The sequence below is a fragment of the Allorhizobium sp. NPDC080224 genome (assembly GCF_050281005.1).
Classification (GTDB): Bacteria; Pseudomonadota; Alphaproteobacteria; order Rhizobiales; family Rhizobiaceae; genus Allorhizobium.
In genome coordinates this window covers 3,445,911-3,469,123 of record NZ_JBNNWJ010000001.1, presented here as the reverse complement: position 1 = coordinate 3,469,123, position 23,213 = coordinate 3,445,911, and the positions used below count along the sequence as shown (strand labels likewise).

At 61.8% G+C, this 23,213-nt stretch carries 17 protein-coding genes; 7 read left to right on the top strand and 10 right to left on the bottom strand.

Features of this window, described 5'->3' with window-relative positions:
- Window positions 1–34 precede the first annotated feature (34 nt).
- From ACQKP1_RS17075 to ACQKP1_RS17045, 7 genes are read right to left on the bottom strand one after another with little or no spacing between them, the layout of a single operon-like run.
- A complete protein-coding gene (locus ACQKP1_RS17075) occupies window positions 35–1,168 on the bottom strand; it encodes a glycoside hydrolase family 88/105 protein (RefSeq protein WP_427276163.1) in 1,134 nt (377 codons plus the stop codon).
- A gap of 6 nt (window positions 1,169–1,174) precedes the next feature.
- Window positions 1,175–2,686 carry a glycoside hydrolase family 28 protein gene (locus ACQKP1_RS17070; protein ID WP_427276162.1) on the bottom strand — a complete coding sequence of 504 codons (1,512 nt, stop codon included), beginning with the start codon at window positions 2,684–2,686 and terminating at the stop codon, window positions 1,175–1,177.
- A gap of 11 nt (window positions 2,687–2,697) precedes the next feature.
- On the bottom strand, window positions 2,698–3,954 hold the full coding sequence (locus ACQKP1_RS17065; protein ID WP_427276161.1) for an ABC transporter substrate-binding protein: 1,257 nt from the start codon (window positions 3,952–3,954) through the stop codon (window positions 2,698–2,700).
- Window positions 3,955–3,988: 34 nt separating this feature from the next.
- Complete coding sequence (locus tag ACQKP1_RS17060; protein ID WP_427276160.1) at window positions 3,989–5,101, bottom strand: ABC transporter ATP-binding protein; 1,113 nt, start codon at window positions 5,099–5,101, stop codon at window positions 3,989–3,991.
- Window positions 5,102–5,105: 4 nt separating this feature from the next.
- A complete protein-coding gene (locus tag ACQKP1_RS17055) occupies window positions 5,106–6,014 on the bottom strand; it encodes a carbohydrate ABC transporter permease (RefSeq protein WP_006724724.1) in 909 nt (302 codons plus the stop codon).
- Between the two features lie 2 nt (window positions 6,015–6,016).
- Window positions 6,017–6,901, bottom strand: a complete 885-nt coding sequence (locus tag ACQKP1_RS17050; protein ID WP_006724723.1) for a carbohydrate ABC transporter permease — start codon at window positions 6,899–6,901, stop codon at window positions 6,017–6,019.
- The gene (locus ACQKP1_RS17045) at window positions 6,898–8,304 is read right to left on the bottom strand and encodes an alpha-galactosidase (RefSeq protein ID WP_427276159.1); all 1,407 of its coding nucleotides are present in this window, start codon (window positions 8,302–8,304) and stop codon (window positions 6,898–6,900) included. The genes ACQKP1_RS17050 and ACQKP1_RS17045 overlap by 4 nt, the downstream gene beginning before the upstream one ends.
- A gap of 167 nt (window positions 8,305–8,471) precedes the next feature.
- Here ACQKP1_RS17045 and ACQKP1_RS17040 point away from each other — a divergent pair, with 167 nt between their 5' ends.
- The 7 genes from ACQKP1_RS17040 (at window position 8,472) to ACQKP1_RS17010 (ending at window position 19,969) form a co-directional block, all read left to right on the top strand.
- The gene (locus ACQKP1_RS17040) at window positions 8,472–9,383 is read left to right on the top strand and encodes an AraC family transcriptional regulator (RefSeq protein ID WP_427276474.1); all 912 of its coding nucleotides are present in this window, start codon (window positions 8,472–8,474) and stop codon (window positions 9,381–9,383) included.
- A gap of 131 nt (window positions 9,384–9,514) precedes the next feature.
- The gene (kduI, locus tag ACQKP1_RS17035) at window positions 9,515–10,357 is read left to right on the top strand and encodes a 5-dehydro-4-deoxy-D-glucuronate isomerase (RefSeq protein WP_427276158.1); all 843 of its coding nucleotides are present in this window, start codon (window positions 9,515–9,517) and stop codon (window positions 10,355–10,357) included.
- A gap of 267 nt (window positions 10,358–10,624) precedes the next feature.
- Window positions 10,625–13,168, top strand: a complete 2,544-nt coding sequence (locus tag ACQKP1_RS17030) for a methyl-accepting chemotaxis protein (RefSeq protein WP_427276157.1) — start codon at window positions 10,625–10,627, stop codon at window positions 13,166–13,168.
- A 191-nt stretch (window positions 13,169–13,359) separates the two neighbouring features.
- A complete protein-coding gene (locus ACQKP1_RS17025; protein WP_427276473.1) occupies window positions 13,360–15,132 on the top strand; it encodes a sensor histidine kinase in 1,773 nt (590 codons plus the stop codon).
- A complete protein-coding gene (locus ACQKP1_RS17020; protein ID WP_006724717.1) occupies window positions 15,129–16,472 on the top strand; it encodes a sigma-54-dependent transcriptional regulator in 1,344 nt (447 codons plus the stop codon). Before ACQKP1_RS17025 ends, ACQKP1_RS17020 begins: the two co-directional genes overlap by 4 nt.
- Window positions 16,473–16,711: 239 nt before the next feature.
- On the top strand, window positions 16,712–17,689 hold the full coding sequence (locus ACQKP1_RS17015; RefSeq protein ID WP_427276156.1) for a TAXI family TRAP transporter solute-binding subunit: 978 nt from the start codon (window positions 16,712–16,714) through the stop codon (window positions 17,687–17,689).
- 99 nt (window positions 17,690–17,788) lie between these two features.
- The gene (locus ACQKP1_RS17010; protein ID WP_427276155.1) at window positions 17,789–19,969 is read left to right on the top strand and encodes a TRAP transporter permease; all 2,181 of its coding nucleotides are present in this window, start codon (window positions 17,789–17,791) and stop codon (window positions 19,967–19,969) included.
- Between the two features lie 85 nt (window positions 19,970–20,054).
- Here the strand turns inward: ACQKP1_RS17010 and ACQKP1_RS17005 are convergent, their stop codons facing one another.
- Genes ACQKP1_RS17005 through ACQKP1_RS16995 form a run of 3 tightly spaced genes read right to left on the bottom strand, consistent with a single transcriptional unit; the run spans window position 20,055 to window position 23,207 of the window.
- Window positions 20,055–21,152, bottom strand: a complete 1,098-nt coding sequence (locus ACQKP1_RS17005) for an ABC transporter substrate-binding protein (protein WP_427276154.1) — start codon at window positions 21,150–21,152, stop codon at window positions 20,055–20,057.
- Window positions 21,149–22,543, bottom strand: a complete 1,395-nt coding sequence (locus tag ACQKP1_RS17000) for a sensor histidine kinase (protein WP_427276153.1) — start codon at window positions 22,541–22,543, stop codon at window positions 21,149–21,151. Before ACQKP1_RS17000 ends, ACQKP1_RS17005 begins: the two co-directional genes overlap by 4 nt.
- A complete protein-coding gene (locus ACQKP1_RS16995; RefSeq protein WP_054147896.1) occupies window positions 22,530–23,207 on the bottom strand; it encodes a response regulator transcription factor in 678 nt (225 codons plus the stop codon). The genes ACQKP1_RS17000 and ACQKP1_RS16995 overlap by 14 nt, the downstream gene beginning before the upstream one ends.
- Window positions 23,208–23,213 lie beyond the last annotated feature (6 nt).

Below are 23,213 nucleotides of genomic sequence, written 5' to 3'. Positions count from 1 at the left end.
TCGGCTCCTCCGCCGGCGGTCCATACGCTGCGCGTCAGACGGCATTCATCGCTGGCGGCCGCCGTCCCTCGCCTTGCTGGGTGAGGGCGAGGTCCTCTGCGAGCAGACGTTCGGCCTCCGCCATCATCAGCGGAGCAACACCCTTGATGTCGTCGGGGCGGATGGCCTCGGTGAGGTAATAGGCAACGCTGCCATCGCGATAGATACCGTGGAAGGGGCCGAGGCCCGCGACGCAGCAGACATTCTGCAACTGCCGCCGCCCGCCCTCGACAGGTCTGACTTCGAGATCCGCAAGAGCCTGAAGCGCTGAACGCCCGAGGGCAGCATGTCGATCGATGCCCAGGCGCTCGGACTTCTGCAGGGCGTAAGCGAACATGGCCGTTGCCGAACTTTCGGGGTAGTTGTCCGTTGCCTCGGGCGCGTCGATCACCTGCAGCCAGCGATGGTCTTTCGTCACCAGGGCGGCAAGCCGATCGTTCAGCGCGGTAAGACGTGTCGACAGGTCGCGGCGCGTCTCGCCCTGCGGCAGATGCTCGATGACGTCAACGAAGGCCATGGCGAGCCAGCCGATCGACCGCGCCCAATGGGCTTGTGAGAGACCCGTATCCGGATCGGCCCAGTCCTGCAGCCGCGACTCGTCGTAGCCGTGGCGATAGAGGCCGGAGGCTGCGTCGAAGGTCAGGTCGAGCGCGGTGATGAATTGTGCGATCGCGTCGTCCACGAGGCGCTGATCACCCAATGCCAGGCCAAGCTCGATCTTGAACGGCATGGCCATGTAGAGGCCATCCAGCCAGACCTGATGCGGGTAACGCAGCTTGTGCCAATAGGGGCCGCTGGCGATGCGGGGATGGTGTGTGAGTTGCCTGCCAAGGAGCCTGGCAGCCTCCAGATAACGGGCCTGTCCCGTCAGGCGATGGAGGTAAAACAGCGCGCGCCCGGGCAGAATGTTGTCGATGTTGAATTCGGTGATCCGGTAGTCGGAGAGACCGCCATCGGCATCCACCTGCGCATCGACGAGCCGGGTCAGATGGTCGAGCCAGCGCCGATCTCCGGTCGCCTCATGCAGCGTGATCAGGCCGCGATAGAGGCAGCCGTCCTCATAACACCAGGCACCGGCCTTGTAGGGTTCGTAGTCGCGAGCATAGTCGTCGAAATAGGAGATCAGCATTGGTCTTCAGGGGTCCGGGTGAATGGATGCGGGTGAGAGGCCGGCAATCCGGCTGAAATTGGTGTTCTCGGCGATGATGCCGGCATGGCGCAGTTCCGGGAGATGGCAGGCCATCTCCGGCACGGCGGGTTTCGCATCGGCGCTGTAGGCGATGCTGAGGCCGTCGATCGATACGGCGTCGATGGTCGATTCCGGCAGTCCGTAGAAGACGGCTGCCGCCGTTTCGGCGCCTGAAACCTCGAGATTGCGGATCTCGATGCCCTCGATCTTCGGCGTGGTGAGGGAGACGGGCAGGGCGGTGCGGGATTGGACATAGTCGGAGCGCCCATCGGCATCGCAGAAGTAGAAAGCGTTGACGGCGATCGGGGTGGCGACATCTTCCATGCGGCAGTCTTGGACGCTGATCATGGAGACGGTGCCGCCTCGGCCACGCCGGGTCTTGATGCGCAGGCCCCGATCTGTGCCGATGAAATGGCAGCGGCTGATCGTGACGTCGCTGATGCCCTGGCTCATTTCGCTGCCCATGACCACGGCGCCGTGACCGCGCTGCATCAGGCAGTTGCGGATCTCGACATTGCGGGTCGGCCGATCCGGGCCGCCACGCGGGTCGCGCTTGCCGGCTTTGATCGCCACGCAATCGTCGCCGACGGAGATGTCGAGGCCAACAAGGCGGATGTTCTGGCTGGATTCGGGGTTCAGCCCGTCGGTGTTGGGGGTATCAGGATGGTTGCGGATCGTCAGTCCCACCGCGAGCACATCCTCGCAGAGTACGGGATGGACAGTCCAGGAAGGGGAATTGCGCACCGTGATGCCGGCAATCGTCAGATGACGGCAGCCGGACAGGAAAATCGTGCGCGGGCGCCGGGCGCCGTCGCGGGTTTCCTTCGGCCAGGTCCACCAGTCGCCACGGTCGCCGCCGCCGTCTACGATACCCTTGCCGCAGATCGTCAGGTTGTCGCAGTCGATGGCGTTGAGGAGGCTGGCGAAGCAGGCTTCCGCGACCCCTTCCCAGGTGCCGAGCACGCGTCCGTCCGCATGGCGGGCTGGTAGGATCGGGCGCCCCTCGCGGGCGCCGATGTCCTGCAGAACGGCGCCCTCTTCGATCAGCAGCGTCATGTCACTCTTCAGGAAAAGCGGGCCTGAAATCCAGGAGCCGGCGGGCAGCCGGAGTGTTCCACCCGCCGGCACCGCGGCGATCGCGGATTGTATCGCCGTGGTATTGTCCTTGCTGTCTGGTCGCGCTCCGTGGTCGCGGATATCGACCAGGGCCGTTTCGTCGGCTGTTCGAAAGGTGATCCCACCGATCGCGGTCGAGAAGCGGTACTCGCTCTTCGGTTCCAGACCATCGAGGGACAGCACGACCGAGGTCGCACTGCCGGTCTTCACCGTCGTGCCGTCACCCAGCTGCAGCACCCAGGGCAACGCCCGGTCGAGGGCGAACAGATGCCTGTCCGCCTCGATCGTCAGTGTTGCCGTCCTTGACGACAGATGCAGCAGCTGGATGGGGCCGTCGGTCAAGATCGTCCTCCTCAGATGCCGGTGAGTGCGCTGTTAATGCCGTCGATGATCTCGGCGGCTGCGTCTTCGGCCGAAGCCTGACCATAGGCAAAGGCCTCGAAGGTGCTGTCGAAGGCTTCCGTCACGCGCGGATGTTCGTTGAGCGGCGAGACGCCGACGCCATTGCTTTCCAGCACGATCTTGTTGGCCTCAACCTGCACCGGCTCGATCGATCCGGCCTTGGAGAGCTCTTCGAGCGCGATTTTGCTCGAAGGCACGCCACGGGTCGCGCCGAGGATCTTGATCGCTTCCGGATCGTTCAACAGGCAGTTGACGATCTCGGCGGCGGCCTTCGGCTCCTTGCTGTTCTTCGATATGGCCAGGAGCATCGAGGGTTTGCGATAGACGCCTTCGGTCGTCGCGCCTTCAATCTGCAACAGCTTGACGGGCACGAGTTGCTGGCCTTCCTCCATCGGACCGGAGATCTTGCCGTAGGTGCTGTCCCACTGATAGGTGCCGGCGATTTTGCCGCTGGCCCAGGCCGGGTTTTCGTGCAGCGGCGCATTGCCACCAGCGGCCACGTCCTTCCAGGACTTGATGACACCCTCGTCCACCATGGTCTGGTAGAACTGCAGGCCTTCCGCTAGCTCGTCCACGGTCCAGGCAACCTGGTTGGTCGCCGGATCGATCAGGTCCTTGCCGGTCTTCTGCGTGGTGCGCAGGATGACGACGAGGCGGGCATCGAGGGCCGTGCCTTCGAAGGGATAATAGTCCTGGCCGAGCTTTTCCTTCATCACCGGAGCTGCCGCGAGCAGTTCGTCCCAGGTGGTCGGGATCGCAAGGCCCGCCTTGTCGTAGGTGGTCTTGTTGAACATGAAGACGCGGCCAGTGGTCGATACTGGCAAGCCGTTCAGCTTGCCCTCGACGGTGCCGCCTTTCAGATCCGTCTCCGACCAGTGGCTTAAGTCGATGACGTCCTTGAACTCGTTTAGGTCGACGAAGCCGTCGCCGCTTTTCGAGAAGATCGGCAGCCAGGGCCAGTTGATCTGCATGATGTCGGCTTCGGTGCGGCCGGCAAGCTGGGTGGTGATCTTTTCCTGGTGTCCGGTCCAGCCGGTGAATTCCGGCGAGATGGTATGACCGAATTTACCACCGCAGAGCTTCAAGGCTTCCTGCGTGGCGATATGGCGATCATCGCTGCCCCACCAGGACATGCGCAAATCGGCGGCATAGGCAGTGCTCAGGCTGGTTGCCGCAAGAAGTGCGGCGGTCATGATCAAGGTTCTCATACTGGCTCCTCCCAAGTTTGAACGATGACGGCTTTCAGTCGGCGAGCGAGATGTTCTCGCCCGTCATGCGGTTAAAGATGTGTGCGGACCGGATGTCCGGGCTCAGCCAGACATGGTCGTCGCGGATCTGCGACCTATCGTACTGGCTGGAGGGCACGACGGCGATGACGCGTTCGCCGCCGATATCCACGTAGAGATAGACCTCGTGGCCCATGAACTCGACATGGCTGATGCGCCCCGACAGCGTGCCCGGTGTCTCGGGCGGCGCGATCCGTAGATGCTGCGGACGAATGCCGATCGTGACCTCGCGCGCGGCATCACGATGCAGTCGCTGAGCAAGGCCATCCATGATCGAGAGCGTCTGCCCGGCCGTGACGAGTTCGCCTTTTCCAGAGAGCTCAGCCGAGATCAGGTTCATTTCCGGGCTGCCTATGAAGCCAGCGACAAAGGCATTGGCCGGACGGTTGTAGAGCGTCACCGGGTCGGCCACCTGCATGATGTGCCCGTCCTTCATGACGCAGATCCTGTCGCCCATGGTCATCGCCTCGGTCTGGTCGTGGGTGACGTAAATGACGGTCGCGGCCATGCCGTCGGCCTTCAGCTGCTTGTGCAGGTCGGTGATGCGCACACGCATCGAGGCGCGCAGCTTGGCGTCGAGGTTGGACAGCGGCTCGTCGAAGAGGAAGACCTGCGGCTTCTTGATCAGCGCGCGGCCAACGGCGACACGCTGGGCCTGGCCGCCGGAGAGCTGCTTCGGCAACCGGTCGAGCAGGGCGCCGATTTCCAGGGTGCCCGCCACCTTCTCGGTGGCCTCGTCGATTTCTGCCTGCGGACGGCGCTTGAGGCGCATCGAGAAGGAGAGGTTCTTCTTCACCTTCATATGCGGATAGAGCGCGTAATTCTGGAAGACCATGGAGATGCCGCGGTCACCGGGCGCGCGGTCGTTGACGAGTTCGCCGCCGATGCGGATCTCGCCGCCTGTGATGCGTTCCAGGCCGGCAATCATGCGCAGCGTCGTCGACTTGGCGCAGCCGGAGGGGCCGACCAGGACCATGAACTCGCCGTCTTCGACATCGAGGTTGATGCCATGCACGGCACGGAAGGCGCCATAGTCTTTTTCGAGGTTTTTCAGTTGCAACCGGGCCATTGTTTTATCCCTTGATGCCGCCGGCGGAGATGCCGTCGATGAAGTATTTCTGGGCGAGGAAGAACACGGTGAGAGCGGGCAGAAGTGTCAGCACGGACATGGCCAGCACCCGGTTCCATTCGAAGGCCTCCGTTGTGTCGATCGAGAGTTTCAGCGCCAGCGACACCGGGAACTTCTCGACGGAGGAAATGTAGATGAGCGGTCCTAGGAAATCGTTCATCGTCCACATGAACTGGAAGAGGCAGACCGAAATCAGCGCCGGCATCAGCAGCGGGATGACGATGAAGACGAGGACCTGCCAGGTATTGGCGCCATCCACACGGGCTGCTTCCTCCATGTCGCGCGGAATGGCGCGCAGGAACTGCACGAGCATGAAGACGAAGAAGGCATCGCCGGCAAAGGCCGAGGGGACCCAGAGCGGCAGATAGGTGTCGAGCCAGCCAAGATCGCGGAACAAGAGGTATTGCGGAATGCGGGTGACGACATTCGGCAGCAGCAGCGTGGCGATCAGGGTTGCGAAGAGCAGCTTCTTGAACGGAAAATCGAAGCGGGCAAAGCCATAGGCCACCGCCGTGCAGGAGATCGCCGTCCCAATGATCTTGGGCAACACGATCCAGAGCGTGTTCAGGAAGAAGGTGCCGAAGGTATAGGGCGTCGAGGTCTGCCACCCCCTGATATAACCATCGGCCGTCGGGTTTTCCGGCCAGAAGCCAGGATTGGCGAAGATCTCGGAATTGGTCTTGAACGAGGCGCCGATCAGCCAGACCAGCGGGTAGATCATGATCAAGCCTACCACCGTCAGGACAGCATAACGCAAGACGGTCGTGATCTTTTGCCGGCGCAGATCGCGGCGGTGGGCCTTGTCGGCTTCTTCGATACCAGCGGCATAGGGGGGAAGGGCGTGGTCTGTCATGATCAGCTCCGCTTGTCGCCGGCGTAGTAGACCCAGTGGCGCGAAGACCAGAAGGCGATGAGGGTGAGCGCCATGATGATGACGAAGAGCACCCAGGCGATGGCCGAGGCATAACCCATGTCGAAACGCTTGAAGGCTTCGTCATAGATGTAGATCGGCAGGAAGTAGGTGGCCTTCAGAGGGCCGCCCTGCGTGATGATGTAGGGGCCGTTGAACTCCTGGAAGGCTTGGACCATCTGCATGATCAGGTTGAAGAAGATGACAGGCGTGATCAGCGGCAGGGTGATGTGGACGAAGCTCTTCCACTTGCCGGCGCCATCGATCGCGGCGGCCTCGTAAAGGCTCTTGTCGATGCTCTGCAGGGCGGCCAGGAAGATCACCATGGCCGAGCCGAACTGCCATAGGCGCAGAAGCGTGATCGTGAAAAGTGCATTGGTCGGGTCGCCGAACCAGTTGACCGGCTCAAGGCCGATCATCGTCAGGCCCATGTTTACCAGGCCGACATCGGCGAACATGTAGCGCCAGAGAACAGCAATCGCGATCGAACCGCCGAGGATCGAGGGCACGTAAAAGGCCGTGCGGTAAACGTTGATGAACTTCAGCTTGTAGTTCAGGATCACGGCGACAAAGAGCGCGAAAATCAGCTTCAGCGGCACCGTCGTGAAGACGTAGATGAGGGTCACCCAGAGCGACTTGCGGAAGGTCCGGTCACCTGTGAACAGCCTCACATAGTTGTCGAAGCCGGTGAAGATCGGCGCACTCATCAGATTGTAGTCGGTGAAGCTCAGATAGAGCGAGACGACGAAGGGCAGGGCCGTGAAGATCAGGAGCCCGATGATGTAGGGCGCGAGATAGAAGAGCCCGAGGTAACGGCTGTCTCCGCTCATGCAGCACCTCCGGCTTTCGCCAAGGTTTCAGGCAGGCGATGCTGGGTAGCCGTCACCATTTCTCGGAAGAGGCGGGTCGGCTTATCCTGGGGCAGGGCGGCGACAAGCGGATCCGAGACGAAGAGCGGCAGGAGCGCATCGACGTCTTCAGACAGGACTGATGCCACGAGGGCGTTCTGCCGGTCGGCATGGGGACGGGCGAGCAGTTCAAGACCCTTCGGCAGACGGCCTGCAACGATGGGCTGGATGCCGAGTGCACTGAAGCGGGCATTGGTTTCGACGATCGTGCCCTCTGCAAAGCCGGCGAGCTGCCCCCGGTTCGGCAGGTTGACATTGCTCACATGCTCAGGCCCGCCCATCAGAGCCTTGATCTGCTCGACGATGGCTTCGTCCGAGGCGCGGGCTGGCGGCAGCTCGGCGCCCTTGTCGAGGGCATCCGCATAATCGACCTTCTCCTGTCGTTCCCGCATCCGGAACTCGACCGGGGTGAGGCCGAACTTCCAGGCGGCGTGATCATCGAGGTACCAGCTCTGCGGCAGGAACTCGACGAGGTGCCGGTCGCCCGCTGCTGCGGCGATGCCGAAGCGGAGCGAGAGGTCGAACTTAACGCGGAAGCTGTCGGTGAAGTAGCGATCGTGTTCGTTGGCGGGATCCAGCGGCGATTCCCGCCAGCCGGTCGCATGATGCTGTCTCGCGAAATCGAGAAAGGCCGGCATCATGTCGATACCGCCAACAGCGGCCCGATCAACGAAGGTGAAGTGGTTGATGCCGAGCACGTTCACCTTGGCATTGCGATAGCCGTAGAGCACTTCGCCTGCCTGGCGGTTGGCGAGGTAAGCCATGATTTTGCGGGTCTTGATCACTTCGTGACAGGAACCCCAGGCGCGGATCTGCGGGAAAACGGCATAGAGCGTGCCTGTCAGCACGGACATCGGGTTTGTCAGATTGCAGACGTAAGCCTCAGGGCAGTGGTTGGCGATGGCGCGGCCGATCTCGGCGATCATGGGGATTGCACGCATGGCGCGGACAAAGCCGCCGGGCCCGACGGTGTCGCCGACCGATTGGCGGATGCCGTAGCGTTCGGGGATCGCGATGTCGTTTGCCATGTCCTCGAAGGAACCTGGCAGGATCGAGATGATGACGATGTCGGCACCACGAAGCGCTGCCTCCAGCGTGCGTTCTGCCGTATAGGTGACGGGCGCGCCGGTGTCGCTGCGAGCGGCATAGCGGGTGCCGATACGGGCGTTGCGCTCGGCCGCAGCATGGGCGAGGTCGTAGAGCCGGACTGTCGCTGGCACCGTTCCGTCCTGGGCGAGGTCGCCCATCAGTTTCGTCGCCCAATTGAGCGAGCCGCCGCCGACATAGGCGATGGTGACGGGGCGCGTGTATTCCGTTTTCTGCATCGCAATATTTGGGGTGGACCAAGCCAAGACCGACCCACCTCCGTGGCCTGTCTCGCAGTCTACCCTCCTCCTCCTGATATCCTCCCCGGTCTTCCCAAGTCGACCGGTCCTGTGTCTACTATCTCGCTATACGGTTCGCGCGGAAATCGACAAATAGGGGAAAAATGATGGACGAAACTGAAGGTAGTGTGCTCGGCGGTATTCCGATGCAGGCGCTGGCGCTCAACCTGACACGCTCGACCATCCGCATGCAGCATTCGCAGACCTGGTCGATCGACAAATCGAACCGGGTGCATGACCTCGTGATCTGTCTGAGCGGTCGCGGGATCTATGAGGTCGAGGGGCGGACGGTGGAGGTGGAGCCGGGTTCGGCGATGCTTTTGCCCGCCGGCACGCGGTTCGTCGGTCGATCGGCGTCGGTCGAAGCCTATACCGGGGTTGCGCAGCATTTCACGCTCGATCTTTTCGGTCGGCTCGATCTCATCGGGCAGATGGATCTCGCCTTGTCGGTGAAGCTTGCCCGCTGGGACATGCTGGAGAAGGTGGTCCGTCACTTTCGCGAGACGGCGCCGCCTTATTCGACGAGCCTGCAGCAGCATCATGTCTTCATGTTCCTGTTGATCGAGTTCATCGAACAGGCCTTCATCGGCTGGCGCGAGCAGTCGGTCGGGACGGTCGCCAATCCCGACCAGCTGTCGCTGGCGATCATGGTCGCTGCCAGCCAGATCGCTGCGGATCCGCTGAACGAGGCGATCACCTCGCAGGTGCTTTCGGCCGCACCCTACAATCCCGACTATTTCAAGCGCGAGTTCCGCAAGCGCGTCGGCTGGACCATGGACAAGTTCCAGGAGTTCAAGCGCATGGAGCGTGCCATGGGGTTGCTGGCCGGTGGATGCACGGTGAAGCGGGCGGCTGCTCTCTCCGGCTATGCGGACGCCTATTATTTCTCCCGTATGTTCAAGCGCTATATCGGGATCAGTCCGCAGGGTTATAGGGAAGCCGAACGGCGCAACCGGGAGGGCGCTTTTCCGAGGGGGGAAGAAGATGGCCAGGTGGCCTATCCGCTGCCGAGGAGCTGAAAACCTGTCTTAGGACTTATCTTGGCGCACGCACTTTTCATCTTCTTATGCCGCTAGTGAAAAGATTTTTTGCCTTGTCGCATGATCTGCAACATGTATGATAAGTTGACGTAACATGTATGGGAGGAATGATGTCGCACACCGATTTCACCAATCGCTTCGCCATCGATCCGTTGACCGCTGCCGGGTTTGGCACGGATGAACTACGCTCGAATTTTCTGCTGCCGCCGCTCTTCGTGCCGGGCCGCATCCAGCTGCACTACACGAATTACGATCGCATGATCGTCGGCGGTGCCGTGCCGCTCGCCTCGGAACTGCCGCTCGAAACCATCAAGCCGGCGGGTACGCCTGAACTGCTCGCACGTCGTGAGATGATTGCGGTCAATATCGGCGGGGCAGGCGTGGTGACGGTCGATGGAGAGCGGTTCGAGGCCGGCACCCGGGACATGGTCTATGCCGGTATGGGATCGTCGGTCACCTTCGCCTCGGTGTCGGCGGACGAGCCTGCGAAATTCTACCTGCTCAGTGCTCCGGCACACACGCAGCACCCGCCTCGGCACATCGGCATCGGTGACGCCAAGCGGCTCGATCTCGGCGCGCAGGAAACCAGCAATGAGCGCTCGATCTTCCAGTTCGTTCACCCCGAAGGCGTGAAAACCTGCCAGTTGGTGGTCGGCATGACGAGCCTTGCCAAGGGGTCGGTCTGGAACACCATGCCCTGCCACATCCATGACCGGCGCATGGAGGCCTATCTCTATTTCGACATGGCGGAGAAAACCCGCGTCTTCCATCTGTTCGGCGAACCGGACGAGACGCGCCACATCATCATGAAGAACGAGGAAGCCGTCCTGTCGCCCGGCTGGTCGATCCATTCCGGGGCCGGCACGGCGAATTATTCGTTCATCTGGGCCATGGCCGGCGACAATGTCGATTACACCGATGTCGATGCGGTCGCCATCGAGGATATGCGGTGACATCCTCCTCTTATCGTGGGGAGATAGGCTTAAGTTGGGGCATGCGGGATCGTCCATCTCGCGTGCCCTGATTCTATGCTTGATCTCTATTTTGGGTTGTGGTTCGGCTGGTCATTCGGATCGCTGATCCAGCACTGCCCATGCCCCAATCTGAGCGATCTTATTAAACTCATATTAGTCTTCCTTGCCCATGCTCCGTTCGATTCAGACATGGACTTCGACGACAGCAAACTTTGCTCGTCGGCGATGTCGGGGGAGACCAAGACCGTGTTCATTGACCGTATATTGTCGCGCTTTAACATTCAGACGAAGGTGCTGATTTTCATTCTGCCTTTCGTCATCAGCATTTCCGCTGTCGGCTTCACCGGGCTCTATGCGTCGGGATTGCTACAGGGCCGCATCGAAATCTCGAACAGCGTGCTGCAGTCATTGAGCGGTTTCCGTGACGTCTCCGCCTCGATGAACAGCTTTCTCGCCAATACGACCGAAGAGGCCAAGGCTGATCTGACCGGCCGCCTTGAGCAGCAGCGACGTGATCTGGACAGCACGCTTGCTCAACTAGCTCCCGACGCGGATGGTCGCGGTGAGCTCGAAGAGGCCGGTAAGCTGATCGATCAGGTCTTTGTCCATATCGACGATCTCTGGACGCTGCATGCTTCGGAGACCGCCCTTGTCGAGACCCTGCAGCGGGGGGGCAAGCAGGTGGTCGTTGCACAGGGACGCGTGACGGCCGCCATGGCGACCATGGAGCGCGCCGTGCAGGCGGATGACGCTGAGGCCAAGACGATGCTGCGCGACGCCGAGAGCATTCGCAGCACCGGCACTTTCCTCACCGAAACCAATTCCGCTTTCACCAAGGCCAAGACGCCGGAGGAGAAATTCGCCGTCATTGGGGAGCGCATCGACGAAATCCTTGCCCGCCAGCAGGTGCTGGCGGAAGTGCTGCCGAAGGCGAACCTGTCGGCCGCCAAGACGCTTGAGAAGATCGGCGGCGAATTGAAGGCAGCGCTCGCAAGCAACGACATGTCCGAGGATGCGATCAAAAGCATGACCGGTCAGTTGCGCAATTTCACGCAGCTCAATGCCTATCTCGGCCTTGCAGCACAGCAAAAGATGAAGGAAGCGACGATCAAGTTCGGCGAACTCGATGCGCCGCTTGCCAAGGCCCAGGCTGTCATCGAAGACGGTCGACAGGTCATGGCCGCCGGCTATGCCGTGCAGATCATGATGGCCCGTTTCCTGCTGGAGCCGACCGAGCAGAACCGCATGCTGCTGGAGCAGCAGTTTAATGCCGTGAAGAAGTTCCTTGCAGAACTCGACAAGACGGCCGCCGATCAGCCGATCCTGATGCAGGTGAAGAAGGATCTCGGCCCGGCTGTCGATACGATGATCGGTGCCGGCGCCGAACTCGTGAAGGTCAGCCAGGAACGCAAGGCAAGCTTCGAAGAGGCAGCTGCCGACCTTAACGTCATCTGGAGGCAGCTGACGACCTTTGCGGAGATGCAGAAGGTTTCGGCCGGGCAGGAACGTCAGGAAGCCAACTCGATTTCCATCAGTGCAACGGCGCTCGGCATCCTGATTTCCATCTTCGCCGGCATCGGGCTTGTCATGACCTTCAAGGGGCCGATCGGCCAGATCACTGGCGCCATGCGTCGCCTGGCCGAAGGTGTTCTCGATACGAAAATCAACGGCGAAGCCCGTGTTGACGAGATCGGCGAGATGGCCCGTGCGCTCGGCGTGTTCAAGCAGAACGCACTTTCGAAGATCGAAATCGAAAGCCGCAGCGAAGCCGAACGCGCTCAGGCGGAAGAAGAGCGTCGTCGCAACGATCTCGAAAAGCAGGAAATCGATCGCCAGATCGACTTCGCCGTCAATGCGCTGGCCAGCGGTCTCGGCCGTCTCGCCAAGGGGGATATCTCCGAGACCATCGACACGCCGTTCCACGGCCGTCTCGAGCAGTTGCGCAACGACTTCAACCAGTCGCTCGAGCATCTGCAGGATACGATGACGCAGATCCGCTCGAACACCTACATGATCCAGCGCAACGCCGCCGAAATGAGCAGTGCGGCCGATCAGTTGGCCAAGCGCACTGAACAGCAGGCCGCCTCGCTCGAGGAAACGGCAGCTGCCGTCGACGAGATCACGGTTACCGTCAAGTCGTCCGCGGAGCGGGCCGAGGAAGTAAACAACATCGTCGCCGATACCAAGGGCCGTGCCGATACCTCGTCGACGGTTGTCGGAAACGCCATCGATGCCATGGGTCGCATCGAAGACGCGTCTGGCCAGATCGTCCAGATCATCGACGTGATCGACGAAATCGCCTTCCAGACCAACCTGCTGGCGCTCAATGCCGGCATCGAGGCCGCCCGTGCGGGCGAAGCCGGCAAGGGCTTTGCGGTCGTTGCCCAAGAAGTGCGCGAGCTCGCACAGCGATCGGCGGGGGCTGCCCAGCAGATCAAGGATCTGATCCACAAGTCGAGCACGGAAGTCTCTTCCGGCGCCAAGCTGGTGCAGCAGACAGGTTCTGTGCTCGCCGAGATCTCGGCCAATATCATCACGGTCGCCGACCGCGTCTCGGTCATCGCCATGGCCAGCCGCGACCAGTCGAATGCGCTGGCCGAGGTCAACTCCTCCGTCAACGAGATGGACCAGATGACCCAGCGCAACGCCGCGATGGTCGAGGAAACCAATGCGGCGACCCGCCAGCTGGCCGACGAAGCGGATGCGCTGATGCAGCTTATCAACCAGTTCAAGCTCGCGCCTGAAGGCCGCCGTCAGCAGGCCACGCACGCGCAGCATCGCGCTGCCTGATTCCCGCCAATCGCTGCAAGATCACGAGCCGCCGGTCCCTGTGGATCGGCGGCTTTTTCGCGGCCGGACATTGTCGCGTGAAAGCCGGGTTGGAAAGCTGCAGACAGGCAGCTATCCTTTGGACAAGGAGGAGCGCGCATTTGACGATCGGAATGATACCACCCGCACGGCGAATGGCTGCAGCACGGCGCATGATCATCGCGCTCGTTCTGGTTTTGCTTGCCGCAAGCCTCGCGCTGCTGACGGTCGGCAACCGGCTGATCACGCGCAAGGTCATGGAAGAAGCCTCGCTCCAGGCCAATAGCGCACTGCGTCTGGCGAGTTCGGCCTTGTCAGGCCATCTCAGCCGCTACGAAACGCTGCCAGCGCTGATCGCCGACCACGATGACATGAAGGAGCTTGTTCTCGATCCCGGCAATCCGGCGCTTCGCGATGCGACCAATCGTTATCTCAAAGAGATCAACGCGCTGCTCGAATCCTCCGACATCTATGTGATGACGATGGACGGCAACACGATCGCGGCGAGCAATTTCGACGGGGCGGCGAGCTTTGTCGGCGAGAACTTCAGCTACCGTCCCTATTTCTACGAAGCGGCGGCCGGCAAGCAGGCACGCTTCTATGCGCTTGGCACGACATCGGCCAAGCGTGGCTACTATTTCTCCTCGCCGATCGAAGTGAATGGCGCAGTGCGCGGCGTTATCGCCTTCAAGGTTGACATCGAAGACATCGAAACGTCCTGGCGCGGTGGCGAATACAAGATCCTGGTGCATGATCCCGAGGGAATCATCTTCATGACCGGCAACCCGGAATGGCTCTATGCCTCGGTCCTGCCGCTGACACCCGAACGTCTCGAACGGACCACCGCCTCGCGGCGGTATTCGGACGCCGTCCTGCGGGAATTGCCGATCAAGCGCGGTGCACTCGACGACCATGTGTTGATGACCATCAACCAGAGCGATGGAAATCGCGAATATCTTGTTCTGCAACATTATATGCCGGACGCTGACTGGACCGTGAAGGTGCTCTTCGACACAGGCACCATCCACGCCCAGGCGCGCACCATGCTGGTCGCCATCCTGCTCTTTCTCTGCCTCTTCGTGCTGGGGCTCGCCGTGGTCATTCAGCGCCGCGCCCGGCTGCAGGAGCGGATGCACATGCAGATCGAAGCTCAGGCCGAGCTGGAGCGGCGGGTCGAGGAGCGGACGGCCGATCTTGCGCGCGTCAATCTGCAACTGCGCCAGACCCAGGCGGATCTCATCCAGGCTGGCAAGCTCGCCGGCCTCGGCCAGATGTCGGCGGCTTTGTCGCATGAGTTCAACCAGCCGCTCGCTGCTGCCAAGACCTATGCCGACAGTGCGACGATGCTGATCGATCGCAACCGGATATCGGAGGCACGCGACAATCTCGGGCGCATTTCCAGCCTGATCGACCGCATGGCCTCGATCTCGCGCCATCTGCGCAACTTCGCCCGCAAGCCGAATGAGAAACTCGGCCCGATCTCGATCGAAGAAGTGGTCCGTGAGACGCTCGAAATCGTCTCTGCGCGGCTAGGGACAGCCGATGCCAGCCTGTCTCTCAGTTTCGAGCCCGGTCTGCCAGCAGTCCAGGGTGGGCCCGTGCGTCTGCAGCAGGTTCTGGTCAACATCCTGACCAATGCTTGCGACGCTGTCGAAGGTTTGGAGGACCGCAAGATCGAACTTTCGGCGCGGAGTTCACAGGGACGCGTCGTGATCGAGATCGCCGATCGTGGGCCAGGCGTTCCGCCGGCGATCGTCGAGCGCATCTTCGATCCCTTCTTCACCACCAAGGGCGTGGGCAAGGGGCTTGGTCTCGGTCTCTCCATTTCCTACAATATCATCAAGGATTTTGGTGGCAGCCTGACGGTCGGCAAACGGGAAGGCGGCGGCGCACTCTTTCGCATCGAACTCCTGCAGGCTGAAGCATTGAACGAGGCGGCGGAATGAATTCTGGACAGGTCTTGCTCGTCGATGACGAGGAGGAGCTGCGCTTCTCCACCAGTCAGGCGCTCGAACTGCACGGCCTGCAGGTCAAGGCCTTCGCCTCTGGAGAGGAAATCCTTTCGCGGGTCGGTTTCGGTTTCGATGGCGTGGTCGTGAGTGACATCCGCATGCCGGGCATGGACGGGATGACGCTTCTCCACCGCATCCGCGAACTCGATCACGAAATCCCCGTCATTCTTGTGACTGGACATGGCGAGGTGCAGCTTGCCGTCAAGGCGATGCGTGAAGGCGCCTATGATTTCATCGAAAAGCCGTTTGCCAGCCAAGCGCTTGCCGGTGTCGTGCGTCATGCGCTCGACCGCCGATCGCTGGTGCTCGAGAACCGGCGCCTGAGGGCGGTCGCGGGCAAGCGCGACGATATCGAGACGCGGCTTCCGGGGCGCACGCCCGTCATGGTCGACCTGCGTTACCGTGTGCGCGCCATCGGCGCCACCGAAGCGGATGCGCTGATCATCGGCGAGACGGGTGCCGGCAAGGAAGTCGTGGCGCGCAGCCTGCACGACGTCAGCGCTCGGTCGAAGGGACCGTTCATCGCGATCAACTGCGCCTCGCTGCCGGAGACGCTGATCGAAAGCGAGCTCTTCGGTCATGAGGCCGGTGCCTTTCCGGGCGCGATCCGTGCACGCTACGGAAAGTTCGAGCATGGCCGTGGTGGGACAATCCTGCTCGACGAGATCGGCTCCATGCCTTTCGACCTGCAAGCGAAGTTCCTGCGTGTCCTGCAGGAGCGTACCATCACCCGGCTCGGGTCCAACGAGACGGTGCCGCTCGATGTGCGCTTTCTGGCGACCAGCAAGGTCGACCTCGAAAGCGAGGTCGCTGCCGGGCGGTTTCGCGCCGATCTTTTCTACCGGCTGAACGTCGCGACGCTCAGGGTGCCGTCGCTTTCGCAGCGACGGGCCGATATTCCGCTGCTTTTCCTGCACCTGGTGCGCGAAGCCTCGGCGCGCTACGGTCGCGACGACATGGAGGTCGAGCCGGATATCTTGTCCGAGATCGCCGAGCGCGACTGGCCGGGCAATGTGCGCGAGCTAAGGAATGCTGCGGATCGCCTCGTGCTTGGCATTGAAACCGGGCTCGACGTCACGACCGATCCTGATGCATCCGCCACACGTCTTGCCGAGAAGGTGGCAGCCTATGAAAAGCAATTGATTGCCAGCGCGATTGCGGCCCATGGGGGCGCGCTGAAGCCTGTCTACGAACAGCTCGGCATTTCGCGAAAGACGCTTTACGAGAAGATGCAGAAGCACGGATTGGACAAGAATCTGGCCGTCGACGGTTGAAGCTGGGCCTGGATCTCTTGGACTTAGGTCGGCCGCGTGCACGAAATGGGTGGCTTTCCACCCATTGACCTGTCGAAATGTTACGATTTCCCCCCATGCGCGGCGTGAAAATGGCCGGGCGCGGGTGAGGGGGGCTCACACCTCGTTGCCTCCCGCTCAAGCCGAGGCTTAGCTCGCCCAAGGTCCGGCCCAGAGGAGGCGTCGGACTCTGTCACGTCAAAACATGCAGGGAGGACTTCATGAAAAAGTTCATGATCGCTATGGCTGGTGCCATGGCTCTGACGTTTGCCGCATCCGTTTCCGCTCAGGACAAGGCCGACTGGCCGGGCAGCCTGACCATCGGTACCGCCAGCCAGGGCGGCACCTACTTCATTTATGGCACGGGTCTTGCCGGCCTCATCACCGAAAAGCTGGGTGTCAACGCATCTGCTGAAGTCACCGGCGGTCCTGTCCAGAACGCCACGCTCATTGAGACCGGCGACCATCTGATGGGTCTCGTGACCATGGGTCCGGCCTACGAAGCCTGGACCGGCAACAGCGAACTTGCACCGGGTGTCGAACACAAGAACCTGCGCGCCCTGTTCCCGATGTATCAGACGCCGTTCCAGGTCGTTGCGTTGAAGTCGTCCGGCATCACGTCCGTGGCTGACCTCGACGGCAAGCGCGTCTCGGTCGGTCCTGCCGGCGGTACTGCTGCGACCTACTGGCCGCGCTACTTCGAAAGCGTCGGCGTAAAGCCGGTCATCTCCTTCTCGGGTGCCAATGACGCGACCAGCCAGGTGAAGGATGGTCTGATCGACGCCTTCGCCTTTGCTGCCGGCGTTCCGATTTCGGCCTTCGCGCAGATCGCCGCTGAAAACCCGGTCAACATCTTCGGCTTCAGCGCGGAAGAGCAGGCGAAGATCCTCGAAGCCATGCCGGAACTGGCTGCCTTCGAAGTGCCCGGTGGTCTCTATCAGGGTTTCCCTGACCCGCAGGGCACGGTCAGCCTCTGGAACTTCGCGGTCGCCAATGCCGAAATGCCTGAGACGCTTGCCTACGAGATCACCAAGCTGGTGATGGAAAACAACGATCGCATGGTCCAGATCCATGCCACGGCCTCCGAGACCATCCCGGCAAACATTGAGAAGAACACCTTCTTGCCGTTCCATCCCGGCTCGGTGCGCTATTTCGAAGAAAAAGGCATCACCATTCCCGATGACCTGAAGGGCCAGTAAAGCCCGGAACCTGCGCCGCGCGGTGCAGGCAATCGGCGGCAGCTCCGGCTGCCGCCCTCCTTCGTGCAAGATCCGGCTTCCTTATCGGGACACACCACCATGACACAAGCTGACAACATCTCAGCGCAGCAAGCCGCTGGGCCCATCGTGGCTCAGAACGTCGATGACGAGCCGGTTGCGAGCAACCAGCGGCTCCATGCAAACTGGACGAACAAGGCGATCATCGTTCTCTGCATCGCCTATACCGCCTTCCATATCGGGGTGATGAACCTCTATCCGCTCGAAACCTGGACCTATCGCCTGATCCACGTCTGCGGCGGTCTGCTTCTCGGCTTCCTGATCTATTCGGCCGTGCAATTGCCGGTCGCCGTGCCGGAGCGGGTGCGGCGCAATCCGATCGAGTGGCTTCTTCTTCTGGTGGGTGTCGGTGGCATCGGCTACGGCTTTGCCATGATCGCCTATGCCTGGGGCGCCTACTGGGTCGCCGGCATTGCGCGTCCTCCAGCCTTCGTTTTCTCGACCTATGGCCTGCCGCTCCTGGCGGGCACTGCTGCCGCGCTCCTCGCTGCCTGGTTCTTCCCCAGCCGTGACCGGACCCGCGTCGATTGGGCCGACTATGCGCTCGGCGTCGCCTCGATTGCGGTCCTCGGCTATATCCTGTTCAATGTCGGACCGCTTCGTCTGAGAGCTGGAACGGCCATGGCGCAGCCGGCGGACTTCTATGCTGCCCTGGTTGGCGTCATTCTCATCCTCGAAGTGACGCGGCGTGTCGCGGGCCTTGCCCTGGTGGTGATCGCCTCGATCTTCATTCTGTATTCCTTCGCCGGTCCCTATCTGCCCGGCTTCCTCGCCCATCGTGGATACGAGGCACGGCGCTTCTTCACCTACATCTTCACCGACCAGGGCATCCTCAGCGATCCCGTGGCGGTGTCCTCGACCTACATCATCCTGTTCATCACCTTCGCGGCTTTCCTGCAGGCGTCTAAGGTCGGCGATTACTTCGTCAACTTCGCCTTTGCGGCAGCCGGTCGTGCGCGTGGCGGTCCGGCCAAGGTTGCGGTTCTCGCGTCCGGTCTGATGGGCATGATCAACGGTACATCTGCGGGCAACGTCGTCTCCACGGGCTCGCTGACCATCCCGCTGATGAAGAAGGTCGGCTATCCCGCAAAGACATCCGCGGCGGTTGAAGCTGCAGCGTCCTCCGGCGGCCAGATCATGCCGCCGATCATGGGCGCCGGTGCCTTCATCATGGCCGAAGTCACGGGGATCCCTTACACGGACATCGTGGTTGCCGCGATCATTCCGTCGGTTCTCTACTTCGCATCCGTGTATTTCATGGTCGATCTGCAGGCGACGAAACTCGGCATGAAGGGGCTTCCGAAGGAAGAACTGCCGGTCTTCAAGGAGCTGCTGAAGCAGGTCTACCTGTTCATCCCGATCATCATGCTGATCTACACCCTGTTTGCCGGATATTCGGTTATCCGCGCTGGCACGGTGTCGATGATGGCAGCGGCCGTGGTCAGCTGGCTGACACCGCATCGCATGGGACCGCGATTGCTGGCGAAGGCCTTCGACATCGCCGCACGCATGTCGGTCCAGCTTGTCGCCGTCTGCGCGTGTGCGGGCATCATCGTCGGCGTCATCGCGCTGACGGGCGTCGGGGCTCGCTTCTCCAGCCTGCTCCTGGGCATTGCCGAACAGAACCAGCTGTTGGCGCTGTTCTTCGCCATGTGCATTTCCATCGTGCTGGGCATGGGCATGCCGACGACCGCCGCCTACGCCGTTGCTGCCGCTGTGGTCGCACCCGGTCTGGTCAATCTCGGCATTCCGGTTCTCACCGCACACTTCTTCGTCTTCTACTTTGCGGTGATGTCGGCGATCACGCCACCGGTGGCGCTCGCGGCCTATGCGGGTGCGGCGCTCTCGGGATCCGATCCGATGAAGACCTCCGTCGAGAGCTTCAAGATCGGCCTCGCGGCCTTCGTGGTGCCGTTCATGTTCTTCTACTCGCAGGCCATGCTGATGCAGGGTACCTGGCTGGAAGTCCTGCATGTGTTCGTGTCGGCAAGCCTCGGCATCTACATGCTCGCGGCCGCGGTTCAGGGATGGTTCTTCGGTGCACTCGGGGCGCCGCTGCGGCTTGTGTTGCTTGCAGGCGCACTCAGCATGATCAGTGGCGGACTGGTCTCCGACGTGATCGGACTGGTCGTCGGGGGCTCGCTCTTCCTCTATCAGCGCCGCTTCGTTACCACGGACGCCATTGCGCGCGGGGTGGACTGAGCGCCTGCCTGGAAGCATCGATCAGAATGATGGGGGCGGCGCCGACAAGGCGCCGCCCTTTTTTAGCGCCACGCCGTTTTCAGCGTCACCTTGCGCCGGGCGCGAAGAGCGAGGTCCAGTTGCGGATGAACTCTTCCCGGGTGGCCCGGTCCTGGGCCGCGAGCAGTGCGGGGCCGACACGGATCGGCCTGCCGATGCCGGATTCGATCAGCGAGATCGGACCGTCGACGCCCGGGGGCAGGGGGGCGTTTTCGGCAAAGTAGAAGGCTTTCTCGCGGGCCACCTTCTGGCCGCGCTCGGAAACCAGGTAATCGACGAAGCGGGCAGCGAGATCCGGCTGGGGCGAATGGGTCGGGATCATCGCGCCGCGGGTCAGGATCAGCGTGTAATCGCGGGGGACGACCACCTGCATGTCGTTGTTGCGCAGATAGCGCGCATAGGCATAGGAGCCGAGGATGTTGTAGGCGATCTTCAGCCTGCCTTGCTCGATCAGATCGAGCACTTCCTTGTTGCAGCAGCTGGTCACCACCTGGGCGCGGCTGAAGCTCTCCAGGAGGCGGCCATAACTCGTCGGTGCCTGCTGGGCATCGTGAAAGGCGAGCAAATAGCCGACGCCTGACAGCTGAACATTATAGGTGCCGATGCGGGTCCAGTATTCGTCAGGCTTGCGGCGCAACAGTTCGGCGATCTCGACATGCGAGCGGGGGACATCTTCCGGCGGCACTTGCGAGGCGTCATAGACGATGACGGCGGGCTCGAAGGCGAAGCCGAAGATTTCGTCGCGCCAGTTGGCCCAGGCCGAAACATGCTCCGTTTCCTCCGATTGGTGGGATCTGGCGCAGCCGTCATTGGCGAGCTTGACGAGATGGTCGACCGAGGAGGAAATCCACAGGTCGCCGTGGCTCCGCCGCTGACGACAGGCCAGTTCCGCCTCGCGGAAGAGATCGTTGCTGACATAGTCGTTGAATTCGACCGTCACATCGCGCGCTGTTTCCTGGAAGTCCCGGATCAGCGGCGCAATGACATCGGCATCGGTCACCCCGTTGATGACAAGTTTCATTCGTTCCGAGCCGGGTGCGGGAAAGACCGAGCGCTCCCCCTCAAGGGCGAAAACCGAAGTCGAGGTCAGGGTGGCCGCCAACAGGCCGCCGACAAGGGTGCGGAATTGCGTTGAAAGGCTCATATGGTCGGCCTCGCATCAATCAGGGGGAGCTCGAGGAAAACGGTGAAGCCCGTCTCTGGCGTGCGTTCGCGGAATGCGAGCGCACCGTTGAGCGTCGTTGCCACTTCAGAGGCGATGGCAAATCCAAGACCCGAGCTGCCTTCGCCTGACTTCGACGAGACGAAGCGGCGCGTGACTTGAGCCCAGTCCTGGGCCGGGATGCCGGGGCCATCGTCTTCCACCTCGACCAGAACGAAATCGCCGCGACGGATCACACGCACGGCAAGGCTTGAGACCACACCATGACGCAGCGAGTTGTCGATGACATTGACGATCGCCTCGCGCAGGCTCAAGCCATCGCCGAGCACCATCAACGGCTCTGGCGGTGCCTCGAAGGAGACGACGATGTCGGGGTCGATGGTGATCGGCACGGCAGCCCGGAAGGCCTTGCGTGCCACATCGACGACGTCAACCGGCGAGAGCTGCACGGAGTCGAAGCGGTGGATGACCATGGCATGGTTGAGCAACTGCGTGGTGAAGCGCGCGAGCTCCGATGCCCGGTTCTTCACCCGGTCGAGGTGGCGGCGGTCATTCTCCGAAAGAGCCTCTTCGTTGATCAGGCTGACCTGGGCCGATAACGCCGTCAGGGGCGTGCGGATCTGATGGGCACTGTCGGCAATGAAACGCTGCAACAGCTGCAATCGGTCATCCAGCCGGCCCATGAAGTGGTTGATGGACTCCACGAATGGGGAGATTTCGCGAGGCACGTCTATAGCGAGCGGTGTCAGATCCTGGCTGTCCCGGCGGCGAAGCGTGTCGCCGAGTGCATCGAGCGGTCGCAGCGAATAGCGCACGGCAACAATGGTCCCCCCGAGCGCAAGCAGGCTCATGACGCCGACAAGTACCAGGGCGCGGGTCGTCAATTCGGTCGTCAGTTCCTGACGGGCCTCGATGGTCTGGGCGATCAGGACCTTGGCCCAACCACCGAGCGAGGGATCGGCAATCGCGCGGCTGGCGGCCACCATGCGCACCGGCTGATCGCGAAAGCGTGACGTCTGGAACAGGACCTCGGTGCGGGCATTGGCAATGTCTCCAGGAAACTCTAGGTCCTCATAGCCGGTCAGCGTCGAAGCGTCGGGTGCCATGACGCGGTAGAAGATCTTGTCTCGCGGTGCGAGGCCGAGCAGTTCGAAGGCACTCGGCGGCAGGTTGACCGCGATGCGGCCTTCTTCGACCACCAGACTGTCGAGGATCTGGATTGCCGCGCCCTGCAGGAGCCGGTCATAGGCCTCGTCGGCCGCCGCACGAGCATAAAGCCACGCCGCCGTCATCAGGATCGCGGCGCCACCCGCCAGCACGATTGCAACGCGGATGACGAGGCGTGCGAAGAGGGAGCGCCTAGTCCTCTGCATCGGACACCAATTGATACCCCACACCACGCACGGTCACGATACGCGCCCTGGCGCCTTCAAGCTTCTTTCTCAGGCGTCCGACATAGAGCTCGATGGCATTCGGGCCTGCAGGTTCGTCGAAGCCGAAGAGCTGGTCGAGCAACTGGTCCTTGCTGAAGACGCGTCCCGGACGGCTTGCCAGGATTTCGAGCAGGGTCATTTCGCGGCGCTTCAGCTGAACCTCGCGGTTGCCGACCTTGACCGTCCGCTGGGTGCGGTCGAGCAACACGTCACCACAGGCAATCACGTTGGTCGCCTCGCCACCGGCATGTCGCCTCAGCAGCACGCGGGCACGGGCTTCGAGTTCCCGGAAATCGAAGGGTTTCACAAGGTAATCGTCCGCGCCAAGGTCGAGGGCGCCGACGCGGTCGTCGATTTCCGAACGAGCTGTCAGCACAAGCACAGGCACGGTCGAGCCCTGGTCGCGCATCCGCTTCAGTATCGAGAAGCCATCCATGCCCGGCAGCATGACATCCAGGATCACCAGATCATATTCGGTAAAGTCGAGGATCTCGGATGCGGCACGGCCGTTCGTCTCCCAATCGACCGTATGGCCGATGGTTTCAAAGCGGCGAGAGATGGCCTCTCCAACGTCGAGCGTGTCTTCCACGAGCAGAATGCGCATGGCCGG